Raw genomic sequence first — 12,410 nt, 5'->3', positions numbered from 1 at the left:
TGGAGCCGAGCATGCAAATCAAACTCGCCAACCCCCGTGGTTTCTGTGCCGGGGTCGACCGGGCGATCGAGATCGTCAACCGTGCCCTGGAAGTCTTTGGCCCGCCCATCTATGTGCGTCATGAAGTGGTGCACAACAAGTTCGTCGTCGAAGACCTGCGCAACCGTGGCGCGGTATTCGTCGAGGAATTGGACCAGGTTCCGGACAACGTTATCGTCATCTTCAGCGCCCACGGTGTGTCTCAGGCGGTGCGTCAGGAGGCCGAAGGCCGTGGCCTGAAGGTGTTCGACGCCACTTGCCCGCTGGTGACCAAGGTGCATATCGAAGTCGCCAAGTACAGCCGCGATGGTCGCGAATGCATCCTCATCGGCCATGAGGGCCACCCTGAGGTCGAGGGCACCATGGGCCAGTACGATGCCAGCAATGGCGGTGCCATCTACTTGGTGGAGGATGAAGAAGACGTCGCTCGCCTGCAGGTGCGCGATCCTGAGCACCTGGCCTTCGTCACCCAGACCACGCTGTCGATGGACGACACCAGTCGAGTCATCGATGCCCTGCGCACGCGCTTCCCGCAGATCGGCGGGCCGCGCAAGGACGACATTTGCTACGCCACGCAGAATCGCCAGGATGCGGTCAAGCAACTGGCCGATGAAAGTGATGTGGTGCTGGTCGTCGGTAGCCCGAACAGCTCCAACTCCAACCGTCTGCGCGAGCTGGCCGAGCGCATGGGTACCCCGGCGTACCTCATCGATGGCGCTGAAGACCTGCAGCGAGCCTGGTTCGAGGGCATCGAGCGGATCGGCATCACCGCAGGCGCTTCGGCACCCGAGGTGCTGGTGCGCGGTGTGATCGATCAGCTCAAGGCCTGGGGCGCGACCGATACGGCCGAGCTCGATGGCCGCGCCGAGAACGTCACTTTCTCGATGCCCAAGGAACTGCGCGTTCGTTCACTGCTGTAACGTGCGTGCGGCACACAGGGGCGTGCTCAGGGCCCCTGTGTCCCGCCTGATTCTGCCGCTGCTGGCGATCAATACCTGATGTTCGCTGCGCGCGCCCCGACACAGATGCAGAGTCGCGGCATAGAACGCGGCGCCAGCCTTGAGCGGTATACCCAGGGCGCTGAACCTCACCTGCTTGCCGCCATTGCTGACAATCGTCAAGGGTGGTGACAGCCTGCGTTCCTGCAGCAATTGCCGATCGCCCATTCGCAGAATCTTCCAGCCCTTTCCCCAGTCTTCTTCCCACGCTTCCATCACCACCGACTCGCTGTGTAGCGCGGCGTGGTTGCGTGCATGACGCAGGGCTTGGGCGAGGTCGCGCGCGGCCAGGCTCAGTTGCAGGTTTTCTCTGAGCTGCCCGTAGGCCGTGACGCCAAGCTGTGCCAGACCTCCTGCAATAGCCAGGGCCAACAACAATTGAATCAGTGTTGCGCCTTGTTGCTTCACCGTGCATTTCTCCCAAGCCGTGCTTTTCTTCAGCATCGCCAGTTGCCAGGGGCGGTGTCAGTCGGGCGTGTCGACTGCACGCATAGGGAAATGTCTCGGGGGGAAGCAGGGATGCGAACAGAGCAGGGCGGCATGACGCTGCTTGAAGTTGTCGTAGGCCTCGGCGTATTGGCCGTCGGGGTGTTGAGCGCTACAGCGCTGCAGTTGCGAGCGGTGCAGGCCACTGACGATGCGCGTCGGCATACGGCAGCGGTGTGGCTGGCGCAGGGGGTGATGGAGTGGAGCAGGGCGGCCGGCGCGTTATCGGCCAGCCAGCAAGCGCTCTGGCAGGCGCGGCTCAGGGCAGAGCTGGATGAGCAGGCCCAGGGACGTATCGTGCAGGACGCGCCGGCGCTGCGCGTAGAAGTCCGATGGCCGCGACGACAGGTAGCTGAGCAGGGCTGGGTGCGGCTGAACGACGACGGCGTGCGATGAGCGTTCGGCAACGGGGGTTCGGCCTGCTGGAAACGCTGCTGGCGGTGGCTCTTGGTGCAATGGTGCTGGCTGGCGTGAGCCAGCTCTTCGCAGCAGCCTACCAGGCCTGGCGCTGGCAAGGCGCGGCCTTGCAGATGCAGGGCGATGCGCGCCTGGTACTCAAGCGTATGGCCGAAGATATTCGCATGGCCGGGATGTTCGGTTGCTTGCAGCTCGATGACGCCGATTTCGCCAGTGCAACCGCGGCCCAGGCATTTGCGGCGCCAGTGCGCATAGCGGCGGGGCAGTTGAGTCTGGTGGTCGCGGAACTGCCAGGGCACAGCGGCGCCGCTGACTGGACGCTGCTCACCGATTGCCAATCCACGGCAAGGGTAGAAGACGGCCGTGCGCTCGGTGACGCAGGTCGCATGGCCATACCCATCAGCCGGCTGGTCTACCAGCTTTCCGGTACCAGCCTGATGCTGGTGCGGGGTCGTAGCCGACAACCGTTGCTTGAGGACGTGCGCGCCTTGCGCGTCTGGCAATTGGAGGATGGGCGGATCGAGCTTGAATTGGAGCTCCACCAGACCGCCCACGCACTGACGCAGTATCACCGGCTCAGCGTCGCCCTGCGCAATGGGCCGATGGCACCATGAGCCGGCAGCGCGGCGTGGTGCTGCTGATCAGTCTGATGTTGAGTCTGCTGCTGGCGTTGCTGGCCGCCTCGGCACTGCATGACGCGCTCAACGATACCCATCAGGCAGCGTATCTACTCAAAGGGGGACAAGCCTTCGAGCAGGCCGAAGCGACGTTGCTGGAAGCGGCAAGCCTGCTACCGGCTGGCATGCCCGTCTGTAAAGGCTGCCCACCACCGATACGGCCCCACGAGCTGCAAGGTCGATGGCAACCGGCTGCCAGCGGGTTCTACCAGATACAGAACCTTGGCACCACTGAACGGGCCATGCACCGACCGCGGGGTGAGCAGGTGACGCTGTTCAGGGTCACTGCGGTGAGTGCACAGGCGCAGTCGCGTCAGGTGATCGAGGCGGTCTATGCCTTGGCCGACGGCGAGGGGGAGGTGGCGCAGCGCATCCTCTGGCGCCAGCGCTCGAAGGAGGAATGAATAGTGCGCGACCGCGGGTGCAGGCAGTGGTTGCGTGTCGTAACGGTGAGCGGCATTCTTGCCGCCATTGCCTACCTCAGCTTCCCCCGACAACCCGCGTTGTTTCGTACAGAGGTGTTCGTCGCCTGCTGGGCAAGCTGAAGGTGCTTGATGCGCCCTGGATTACTCGGATGTTGGATCATTAAATGAACAAGCAAGTGGTGGTGGTCGGTGCTGGGGTGATTGGTCTGCTCACGGCGTTCAACCTGGCGATGAAAGGCGCACAGGTAACGGTGTGCGAGCAGGGCGAGGTGGGGCGTGAGTCTTCCTGGGCAGGCGGTGGCATCGTCTCGCCGCTGTACCCATGGCGCTACAGCGCGGCAGTGACGGCGCTGGCCCATTGGTCGCAGGACTTCTATCCGCAACTGGCCGAACGTCTGTTGGCCAGCACTGGCATTGACCCCGAGGTGCACACCACCGGTCTGTACTGGCTCGATCTGCCGGAGCAGGATCAGGCCTTGGAGTGGGCCGAGCAACAGCAGCGGCCACTGCGTGAGGTGGATATCGCTCAGGTCTATGATGCGGTACCCGTGTTGGGGCCGGGCTTTGCCCAGGCGATCTACATGGCCGGCGTGGCGAACGTGCGTAACCCGCGGCTGGTCAAGGCCTTGACCGCAGCGCTGAAGGGGCTGCCGAACGTGACCGTGCATGAGCAGTGTCAGGTGCGCGGGTTCGTTCACGGGCAGGGGCGGGTAACGGGCGTTGATATCGTTACCGACAGCGGCGCCCGCGTGCTGGGGGCCGACGATGTAGTGCTGTGTGCCGGGGCCTGGAGCGGCGATCTGCTGCGTACGCTCGATCTCGAGCTGCCGGTCCAGCCAGTCAAAGGGCAGATGATTCTGTTCAAGTGCGCTGAAGACTTTCTGCCGAGCATGGTGTTAGCCAACGGTCGCTACGCGATTCCGCGCCGGGATGGGCACATTCTGGTAGGCAGCACGCTGGAATATACGGGCTATGACAAACAGCCCACGCAACAGGCGCTGGAGAGTCTGAAAGCCTCAGCCTTCGAATTGCTGCCTGCGCTGGAAGAGGCAGAAGTAGTCGGGCATTGGGCGGGGCTGCGGCCGGGGTCACCCGAGGGCGTTCCTTTCATCGGCCAAGTGCCGGAGCATCCCGGCCTGTGGCTCAACTGCGGACATTTCCGCAATGGGCTGGTGCTGGCGCCGGCATCGTGCCAGCTGCTCTGCGATCTGCTCAGCGGCGCGGCACCGATCATCGATCCCGCGCCTTACGCGCCCGCCGGTCGGCTGGGCTGACTCGACAGGCCGCACGTTATTTCAGCGCGATGACTGCGGCCCCTGCTCCAGGTGCTGCTGACTGCAATACCACTCGCCCCCGCGGCGCAGGGCGCGGTCGGTGGGCAAGTGCACGCCGCAGTGGGCGCAGCGCACCATGCGCAGCGGGTCGTCGAGGCGTGTCGGGTCTTGTGCTTGCTGGCTGATCTTGAATTTGCGCCACAGCCAGAAGGCTGCGGCGATCAGGGCGATCCAGAACAGTAGGCGAATCATGGTGTCCGGCTTGTCGGGGGAAGGGGAGCACAGTCTAGGACGCTGCCCACGAAAAAGGGAGGCCTGAGCCTCCCTTTGTCAGGTTGCGCTGCAATCAGTCGAACAGGCCGAAGGTTGCGTAGCTGAACCACGAACGGCCCTTGTCGGCTTCTTTCGGGCCGGCTGGCAGAATCGGGTCACCGTTTTCGTCCTTGGCCAGCAGCTCACGCGGGATATCGTCGCGAGCGTCCTGGAACTGACGGACCACATCCTGGTTGGCGCGGGTTTCGCCCGGCGGCAGCGGGGTGTCGGTTTCGATCAGGCCCAGGGTGGCCTTGGACAGCCAAGAGCGGCCGTCGGCGTCGCCTTTTGTCGGTTCGAAGCTGCCGTCTTTCAGGCTCGGGTGGTCGGGGTAGTTGAGCTTGAGCGCTTCCAGGCTGGTGGCGGCCAGTTCGTCGAGGTGCATCTTCTGGTACGACTCGACCATGATGGCCAGGCCATCGCCGACCGACGGCGTTTCCTGGAAGTTTTCCACCACGTAGCGACCGCGGTTGGCCGCAGCCACGTAGGCGTCACGGCTCAGGTAGTAGTCAGCGACATGGATTTCGTACGAGGCCAGCAGGTTGCGCAGGTAGATCATGCGCTGCTTGGCATCGGGCGAGTAGCGGCTGTTAGGGAAGCGGCTGGTGAGTTGGGCGAACTCGTTGTACGAGTCGCGGGCCGCGCCCGGGTCACGCTTGGTCATGTCCAGCGGCAGGAAGCGCGCGACGATGCCGCGGTCCTGGTCGAACGAGGTGAGGCCCTTGAGGTAGTAGGCGTAGTCGACGTTCGGGTGCTGGGGGTGCAGGCGAATGAAGCGCTCGGCGGCCGACTTGGCAGCCTCCGGCTCGGAGTTCTTGTAGTTGGCGTAGATCAGTTCGAGCTGCGCCTGGTCGGCATAGCGGCCGAACGGATAACGCGACTCCAGCGCCTTGAGCTTGTTGGTGGCGCTGGTGTAGCTGTGGTTGTCCAGGTCAGCTTGCGCCTGCTGGTACAGTTCGGCTTCGCTGAGGTTCTCATCAATGACTTCCTTGTTCGAGGAACAGGCAGCAGTCAGTCCGAGGATGGCGATAAGCAGCAGGTGTTTCACTTGCATGGCGGCTTGCGTCCCTTTGACGGCCGCTGTCTTGGGCGGTGCCGTCCTGTTATGATGAGCGCCCCCGGAAACACCCGGGGCAAAAGAAGCCGTATTTAACCACAAGCACGCAGCCGAAACCAAAGGCTGTACGCCCGCTGAATCGAGCATGTCCGAGATCATTCAACTTAGCGCAGAAGTCCCCTCCGAACTGGGTGGCCAACGCCTCGACCAGGTCGCCGCCCATTTGTTCGCCGAGTACTCGCGTTCGCGCCTGTCTTCGTGGATCAAAGATGGCCGTCTGACCGTCGATGGCGCGGTACTGCGGCCGCGCGACATCGTCCACGGCGGCTCGCTGCTGGCCCTCGAAGCCGAGCACGAAGCCCAGGGCGAATGGGAAGCCCAGGAGATCGAGCTGGACATCGTCTACGAAGACGATCACATCCTGGTCATCAACAAACCTGCCGGGCTGGTCGTGCATCCTGCGGCCGGGCACGCCGATGGCACCTTGCTCAACGCCCTGCTGCACCACGTGCCGGACATCATCAACGTGCCGCGCGCCGGTATCGTCCACCGCCTCGACAAGGACACCACGGGTCTGATGGTGGTGGCCAAGACCCTGCAGGCGCAGACCAACCTGGTCGACCAACTGCAGCGCCGCAGCGTCAGCCGCGTGTATGAATGCATCGTGCTCGGCGTGGTCACCGCCGGCGGCAAGATCGACGCCTCGATCGGCCGCCACGGTGGCCAGCGCCAGCGCATGGCGGTGACCGAAGGCGGCAAGCCTGCGATCAGTCACTACCGGGTGCTCGAGCGCTTCCGTCTGCATACCCACGTGCGGGTCAAGCTGGAAACCGGCCGCACCCACCAGATCCGCGTGCACATGGCGCATGTCAACTTCCCGCTGATCGGCGACCAGACCTACGGTGGCCGCTTCCGCATTCCGCCGGCAGCCAGCCCGACCCTGGTCGATGCGCTGAAGACCTTCCCGCGCCAGGCGCTGCACGCGCGTTTCCTCAAGCTGATTCACCCCGCCACGGGCGAGACCATCGGCTGGGAAGCACCGCTGCCTGATGATTTCGTCTGGTTGCTGTCGCTGCTCAAGCAAGATCGCAGCGATTTCATCGGATGAACGGCCTGATGCACGCGCTGCTGTATCCCGACTGGCCGGCCCCGGCCACCGTCGGTGCGTGCGTCACCACCCGTGACGGCGGCGTCAGCCTGCCGCCCTACGACACCCTTAATCTCGGCGACCATGTGGGCGATGACCCGCAGGCCGTCGAGGAAAACCGCCGTCGTCTGTGTCAGGCGCTGGCGGTGCGTCCGGCCTGGTTGCAGCAGGTGCATGGCATCGAGGTCGCTCACGCCGACCCGAGCCAGGTGCCGCAAGCCGATGCCAGCTGGACCGCCACCCCGGGTATCGCCTGCACGGCCATGACCGCCGACTGCCTGCCAGTGCTGTTCTGTGACCGCGCCGGTACCCGCGTCGCCGCCGCCCATGCCGGCTGGCGTGGGTTGGCCGCAGGCGTGCTGGAGGCAACCCTCGATCAGTTGCAGGTGGCGCCCGAGCAGGTGCTGGTGTGGCTGGGTCCGGCGATTGGTCCACAAGCCTTCGAAGTGGGCGAGGAAGTGCGCGACGCCTTCACCGCGCAGCACCCCGAAGCCCATACCGCGTTCGTCGCGGGTGCCAGGCCTGGCAAGCTGCTCGCTGACATCTATGCACTGGCGCGTATTCGCCTGGCTGCACGCGGCGTTACGGCGCTGTACGGCGGCGGGTTGTGCACGGTCAGCGATCCACGCTTCTTTTCCTACCGACGTACGCCACAAGGCGGGCGCTTCGCCTCTCTGGTCTGGCTCACGGGCAACTGACCTGCATCAACCCCGCTACGCTTGAATCTTCCAGAATCAGCCACATCTACTGGTTATCCCCGGCAGGTTTTCTTCATCAGGTGTGTCCATCGCTCCGGCCTGCCCTTATTCAGGAAGGTATCCCCATGCGCATAGACCGTTTGACCAGCAAGTTGCAACTCGCCTTATCCGATGCCCAGTCCTTGGCCGTCGGCATGGACCATCCCGCCATCGAACCGCTGCACTTGGTGCAGGCGTTGATCGATCAGCAGGGCGGTTCGATCAAGCCACTGCTGATGCAGGTCGGCTTCGACGTCAACGGCCTGCGCCAGGAACTGGTCAAGGCCCTCGACCAACTGCCGAAAATCCAGAACCCCACCGGCGATGTGAACATGTCGCAAGACATGGCGCGCCTGCTCAACCAGGCCGACCGCCTGGCGCAACAGCGCGGCGACCAGTTCATCTCCAGCGAACTGGTGCTGCTGGCCGGCATGGATGAAAACAGCAAACTGGGCAAATTGCTGCTTAGCCAGGGCGTGAGCAAGAAAGCGCTGGAAAATGCTATCAATAACCTGCGTGGCGGCGCGGCGGTCAACGATGCCAACGCCGAGGAGTCGCGCCAGGCGCTGGACAAATACACCGTCGACCTCACCAAGCGTGCCGAAGAGGGCAAGCTCGACCCGGTGATCGGTCGTGACGATGAAATCCGCCGCACCGTGCAGGTGTTGCAGCGCCGCACCAAGAACAACCCGGTGCTGATCGGCGAGCCCGGCGTCGGCAAGACCGCGATTGCCGAGGGCCTGGCACAGCGCATCATCAACGGTGAAGTGCCCGATGGCCTCAAAGGCAAGCGCTTGCTGGCGCTGGACATGGGCGCGCTGATCGCAGGTGCCAAGTACCGCGGCGAGTTCGAAGAGCGCCTCAAAGGCCTGCTCAATGAGCTGTCCAAGCAGGAACGGCAGATCATCCTGTTCATCGACGAACTGCACACCATGGTCGGCGCTGGCAAAGGCGAGGGCGCCATGGACGCCGGCAACATGCTCAAGCCCGCGCTGGCCCGCGGCGAGCTGCATTGCGTTGGCGCCACCACGCTGAATGAGTACCGCCAGTTCATCGAAAAAGACGCAGCCCTGGAGCGCCGCTTCCAGAAAGTGCTGGTCGATGAGCCAAGCGAGGAGGACACCATCGCCATTCTGCGCGGCCTCAAGGAGCGCTACGAAGTGCACCACAAGGTGGCGATCACCGACGGCGCGATCATCGCCGCTGCCAAGCTCAGCCACCGCTACATCACTGACCGCCAGTTGCCCGACAAGGCCATCGACCTGATCGACGAAGCGGCCAGCCGCATTCGCATGGAAATCGATTCCAAGCCCGAAGTGCTCGACCGTCTCGACCGTCGTCTGATTCAGCTCAAAGTCGAATCCCAGGCGCTGAAGAAAGAGCAGGACGAACCGGCCAAGAAGCGCCTTGAGAAACTCACCGAGGAAATCGGCCGCCTGGAGCGTGAATACTCCGACCTGGAAGAAATCTGGGCGTCGGAAAAAGCCGAGGTGCAGGGCTCGGCGCAGATTCAGCAGAAGATCGAGCAGGCCCGCCAGGAATTGGAAGCGGCGCGGCGCAAGGGTGATCTCAGCCGCATGGCCGAGCTGCAGTACGGAGTGATTCCCGATCTGGAGCGCAGTCTGCAGATGGTCGATCAGCACGGCAAGACGGAAAACCAGTTGCTGCGCAACAAGGTCACCGAGGAAGAAATCGCCGAAGTGGTGTCGAAATGGACCGGTATTCCGGTATCGAAGATGCTCGAAGGCGAGCGCGACAAACTGCTGAAAATGGAAAGCCTGCTGCATGAGCGTGTGATTGGTCAGAACGAAGCGGTGATCGCCGTGGCCAATGCCGTACGCCGCTCGCGCGCCGGGTTGTCCGATCCGAACCGCCCAAGCGGCTCGTTCCTGTTCCTCGGCCCGACCGGGGTGGGCAAGACCGAGCTGTGCAAGGCGCTGGCCGAGTTCCTGTTCGACACCGAAGAGGCCATGGTGCGCATCGACATGTCGGAATTCATGGAGAAACACTCCGTGGCCCGCCTGATCGGTGCGCCACCGGGCTATGTCGGCTATGAAGAAGGGGGCTACCTGACCGAAGCGGTGCGGCGCAAGCCTTACTCGGTGGTGTTGCTCGATGAGGTCGAGAAGGCCCACCCAGATGTGTTCAACGTGTTGCTGCAGGTGCTCGAAGATGGCCGCCTGACCGACAGCCATGGCCGCACGGTGGACTTCCGCAATACGGTCATCGTCATGACCTCGAACCTGGGCTCGGCGCAGATTCAGGAACTGGTGGGTGATCGCGAGGCGCAACGTGCCGCAGTGATGGACGCTGTGGGTTCGCATTTCCGCCCCGAGTTCATCAACCGTATCGACGAAGTGGTGGTGTTCGAGCCGCTGGGTCGCGAGCAGATCGCCGGTATCACCGAGATCCAGTTGGGCCGACTGCGCAGTCGTCTGGCAGAACGCGAGCTGACCTTGAACCTGCAGCCCGAGGCGCTCGACAAGCTGATCGCGGTGGGCTACGACCCGGTTTATGGAGCACGGCCGCTGAAACGTGCCATCCAGCGCTGGATCGAGAACCCGCTGGCGCAGTTGATTCTGTCCGGCAAGTTCGTACCCGGCACGACCATCACCGGCACGGTGGACGGCGACGGCATCGCCTTCGAATAAAAGCAGCCAACCTGCCTTCACCGTTCGCGTCTGAGGGCGGGCGGCCAGCTTGAAAGGCCTTCTGCGACTGCCCAGCCAATCGGCTGGGCAGTGGTTTTTCCAGGCCAATCAATAACGTGTTGAGAAAATTGAAATTTCTGCTTGCACTGCGAATAAAGTGCCCCTAATATACGCCGCGTTGTCAGGCACTAAGCAGATCAGCAGCGGTATCGATGATCTGAAAACAATTTGCAAATCAGTAAGTTGAAAGCAAATTGGGGTTGACAAGCAAAACGAAGGATGTAGAATAGCCGGACTCAGCGGTGATAACGCGAAAGCGGAAGCCAAAGAGATCGAAGCTAACTAAGTCTTCGAAGTTGTACGAAGTTCAGTTCCGCGATAGCTCAGTCGGTAGAGCAAATGACTGTTAATCATTGGGTCCCTGGTTCGAGTCCAGGTCGCGGAGCCAATTTCGGGGTGTAGCGCAGTCCGGTAGCGCGCCTGCTTTGGGAGCAGGATGTCAGGAGTTCGAATCCCCTCACCCCGACCATTTTCCGGGTCGTTAGCTCAGTTGGTAGAGCAGTTGGCTTTTAACCAATTGGTCGTAGGTTCGAATCCTACACGACCCACCATGTAAAAAGGGCATCTCGTCTGAGATGCCCTTTTTCTTTTGTCTTGAATTTAAGTTTCGGTGTGAAACAGTACTAGTTGCGCTGCAAGGGCAGGGCGCCATTCAGGCGACCCTGCCCATCAAAAGCCTCAGTGCAGTTTCAGGCGTGGCTCGGTGCCACGGCCGATCTTGCTGCCGAGCATCAGCATCAAGGTCTTGAAAGTGCCGTACAGCGCCATCTGGTGCATGCGGTACAGCGAGACATAGAACATCCGCGCCAACCAACCTTCCAGCATGACGCTGCCGGTCAGGTTGCCCATCAGATTGCCCACCGCCGAGAACCGCGACAGCGATACCAACGAGCCGTAGTCGCGGTACTGGTAGGTCGGCAGCGCTTTGCCCTCCAGTCGCGCCTTGAGGCTTTTGGTCAGCATCGACGCCTGCTGGTGCGCGGCCTGGGCCCGCGGTGGCACGTTGCGGTCGCTGTCCGGTTGCGGGCAGGCGGCGCAGTCGCCGAAGGCGAAGATGTCGTCATCCAGGGTGGTCTGCAACGTTGGGCGTACCATCAACTGATTGATGCGGTTGGTTTCCAGGCCGTCGATGTCCTTGAGGAATGCCGGTGCGCGGATACCGGCCGCCCACACCTTCAGACTCGCCTGAATCACTTCGCCATTGGCAGTCTTCATGCCATCTTCGCTGACCTCACTCACCGCCGCGTTGGTCAGCACGGTGACGCCAAGCTTTTCCAAGGTCTTGTGCACCGGAATGCTAATGCGCTCGGGCAGCGCCGGCAGCACCCGCGGGCCGGCTTCGATCAGGGTGATGTGCATGTCCTGCGGCTGAATGCGATCAAGACCATAAGCTGCCAGCTCGTGGGCGGCGTGATGCAGTTCGGCGGCCAGTTCGACCCCGGTCGCACCAGCGCCGACGATCGCCACGCTGATCTTTTCCCCGGCCACTTCACCGGCATGGGCGCGCAGGTAGTGGTTGAGCAACTGCTGGTGGAAACGCTCGGCCTGCTTGCGGGTATCGAGGAACAGGCAGTGCTGCGCCGCGCCGAGGGTGCCGAAGTCGTTGGTGTTGCTGCCCACGGCGATCACCAGGGTGTCATAGCCCAAGGTGCGCGCCGGCAGCAGCTCACGGCCTTCTTCATCTAGGGTGGCGGCCAGCTGGATGCGCTTGCTGGCGCGATCCAGGCCACTCATGCGCCCGAGCTGGAAGTTGAAGTGGTTCCACTTGGCCTGGGCGACGTAGTTCAGCTCGTCTTCCGAGGAGTTGAGCGAGCCGGCGGCCACTTCGTGCAGCAACGGCTTCCAGATGTGCGTGAGGTTGGCGTCAACCAGTGTCACGTTGGCCTGCTTGCGTTTGCCCAGGCTCTTGCCCAGGCGGGTCGCCAGTTCCAGGCCGCCGGCGCCGCCGCCGACGATGACGATGCGATGTGTCATGGAGATCTCTCATAAGGGTGAACGATTCGTGGCCGATACGGCCGGTCAGCCAGTGCATCGAGGACAGGGCGAGCGCGAAGCAGCTCATAGCACCAGTGCACTCGATACGCGGCTGAAAAGGTCCAGAGCGATGCTCACCGGCGCCACCACGGCCAG

Annotated in this window: 11 protein-coding genes, 3 tRNA genes and 1 pseudogene; 11 read left to right on the top strand and 4 right to left on the bottom strand. The window is 62.9% G+C overall.

Annotated features, from left to right (window positions below):
• Positions 1 to 11: 11 nt before the first annotated feature.
• Positions 12 to 959 (top strand): 4-hydroxy-3-methylbut-2-enyl diphosphate reductase, encoded by a 948-nt coding sequence (gene ispH, locus LK03_RS02305; protein WP_038410898.1) that lies wholly within the window; start codon positions 12 to 14, stop codon positions 957 to 959.
• On the opposite strand, the gene LK03_RS02300 is transcribed toward ispH, so the two are convergent.
• A complete protein-coding gene (locus LK03_RS02300; protein ID WP_430962056.1) occupies positions 948 to 1,481 on the bottom strand; it encodes a GspH/FimT family protein in 534 nt (177 codons plus the stop codon). The genes ispH and LK03_RS02300 overlap by 12 nt on opposite strands.
• A 96-nt stretch (positions 1,482 to 1,577) precedes the next feature.
• Here LK03_RS02300 and LK03_RS22385 point away from each other — a divergent pair, with 96 nt between their 5' ends.
• The 4 genes and pseudogenes from LK03_RS22385 to thiO all read left to right on the top strand — a co-directional run bounded on the left by LK03_RS22385 (position 1,578) and on the right by thiO (position 4,316).
• The gene (locus LK03_RS22385) at positions 1,578 to 1,919 is read left to right on the top strand and encodes a hypothetical protein (protein WP_205621225.1); all 342 of its coding nucleotides are present in this window, start codon (positions 1,578 to 1,580) and stop codon (positions 1,917 to 1,919) included.
• A pseudogene (locus tag LK03_RS22760) lies at positions 1,916 to 1,987 on the top strand (prepilin-type N-terminal cleavage/methylation domain-containing protein); the annotation flags it as partial. The gene LK03_RS22385 and the pseudogene LK03_RS22760, both read left to right, overlap by 4 nt.
• A gap of 563 nt (positions 1,988 to 2,550) precedes the next feature.
• On the top strand, positions 2,551 to 3,021 hold the full coding sequence (locus tag LK03_RS02285) for a hypothetical protein (RefSeq protein WP_038410896.1): 471 nt from the start codon (positions 2,551 to 2,553) through the stop codon (positions 3,019 to 3,021).
• A 185-nt stretch (positions 3,022 to 3,206) separates the two neighbouring features.
• Positions 3,207 to 4,316 carry a glycine oxidase ThiO gene (gene thiO, locus LK03_RS02280; protein WP_038410895.1) on the top strand — a complete coding sequence of 370 codons (1,110 nt, stop codon included), beginning with the start codon at positions 3,207 to 3,209 and terminating at the stop codon, positions 4,314 to 4,316.
• A 21-nt stretch (positions 4,317 to 4,337) separates the two neighbouring features.
• Here thiO and LK03_RS02275 read toward each other — a convergent pair whose 3' ends face one another.
• Entirely contained in the window at positions 4,338 to 4,568 is a 231-nt protein-coding gene (locus LK03_RS02275; protein WP_038410894.1) for a PP0621 family protein, read from the bottom strand.
• A 94-nt stretch (positions 4,569 to 4,662) separates the two neighbouring features.
• Positions 4,663 to 5,682 carry an outer membrane protein assembly factor BamD gene (locus tag LK03_RS02270; protein WP_028695927.1) on the bottom strand — a complete coding sequence of 340 codons (1,020 nt, stop codon included), beginning with the start codon at positions 5,680 to 5,682 and terminating at the stop codon, positions 4,663 to 4,665.
• 148 nt (positions 5,683 to 5,830) lie between these two features.
• Between LK03_RS02270 and rluD the strand changes: the two genes are divergently transcribed.
• The 6 genes from rluD to LK03_RS02240 all read left to right on the top strand — a co-directional run bounded on the left by rluD (position 5,831) and on the right by LK03_RS02240 (position 10,831).
• Positions 5,831 to 6,793, top strand: a complete 963-nt coding sequence (gene rluD / locus LK03_RS02265; protein ID WP_038410893.1) for a 23S rRNA pseudouridine(1911/1915/1917) synthase RluD — start codon at positions 5,831 to 5,833, stop codon at positions 6,791 to 6,793.
• Positions 6,790 to 7,530, top strand: coding sequence for a peptidoglycan editing factor PgeF (gene pgeF, locus LK03_RS02260; RefSeq protein ID WP_038410892.1), 741 nt, complete (start codon positions 6,790 to 6,792; stop codon positions 7,528 to 7,530). Before rluD ends, pgeF begins: the two co-directional genes overlap by 4 nt.
• 125 nt (positions 7,531 to 7,655) lie before the next feature.
• Positions 7,656 to 10,220: an ATP-dependent chaperone ClpB gene (gene clpB / locus LK03_RS02255; RefSeq protein WP_038410891.1), complete on the top strand. Its 2,565-nt coding sequence runs from the start codon at positions 7,656 to 7,658 to the stop codon at positions 10,218 to 10,220.
• A gap of 372 nt (positions 10,221 to 10,592) precedes the next feature.
• Positions 10,593 to 10,668, top strand: a tRNA-Asn gene (locus tag LK03_RS02250).
• 4 nt (positions 10,669 to 10,672) lie between these two features.
• A tRNA-Pro gene (locus LK03_RS02245) sits at positions 10,673 to 10,749 on the top strand.
• 6 nt (positions 10,750 to 10,755) lie between these two features.
• A tRNA-Lys gene (locus tag LK03_RS02240) sits at positions 10,756 to 10,831 on the top strand.
• A gap of 127 nt (positions 10,832 to 10,958) precedes the next feature.
• Here the strand turns inward: LK03_RS02240 and LK03_RS02235 are convergent.
• Complete coding sequence (locus LK03_RS02235; protein WP_038410890.1) at positions 10,959 to 12,254, bottom strand: NAD(P)/FAD-dependent oxidoreductase; 1,296 nt, start codon at positions 12,252 to 12,254, stop codon at positions 10,959 to 10,961.
• Between the last annotated feature and the right edge of the window lie 156 nt (positions 12,255 to 12,410).

The sequence above is a fragment of the Pseudomonas cremoricolorata genome (genome assembly GCF_000759535.1).
In the GTDB taxonomy this organism is placed as follows: Bacteria; Pseudomonadota; Gammaproteobacteria; order Pseudomonadales; family Pseudomonadaceae; genus Aquipseudomonas; species Aquipseudomonas cremoricolorata_A.
This window is presented reverse-complemented; position numbering and strand designations above follow the sequence as displayed.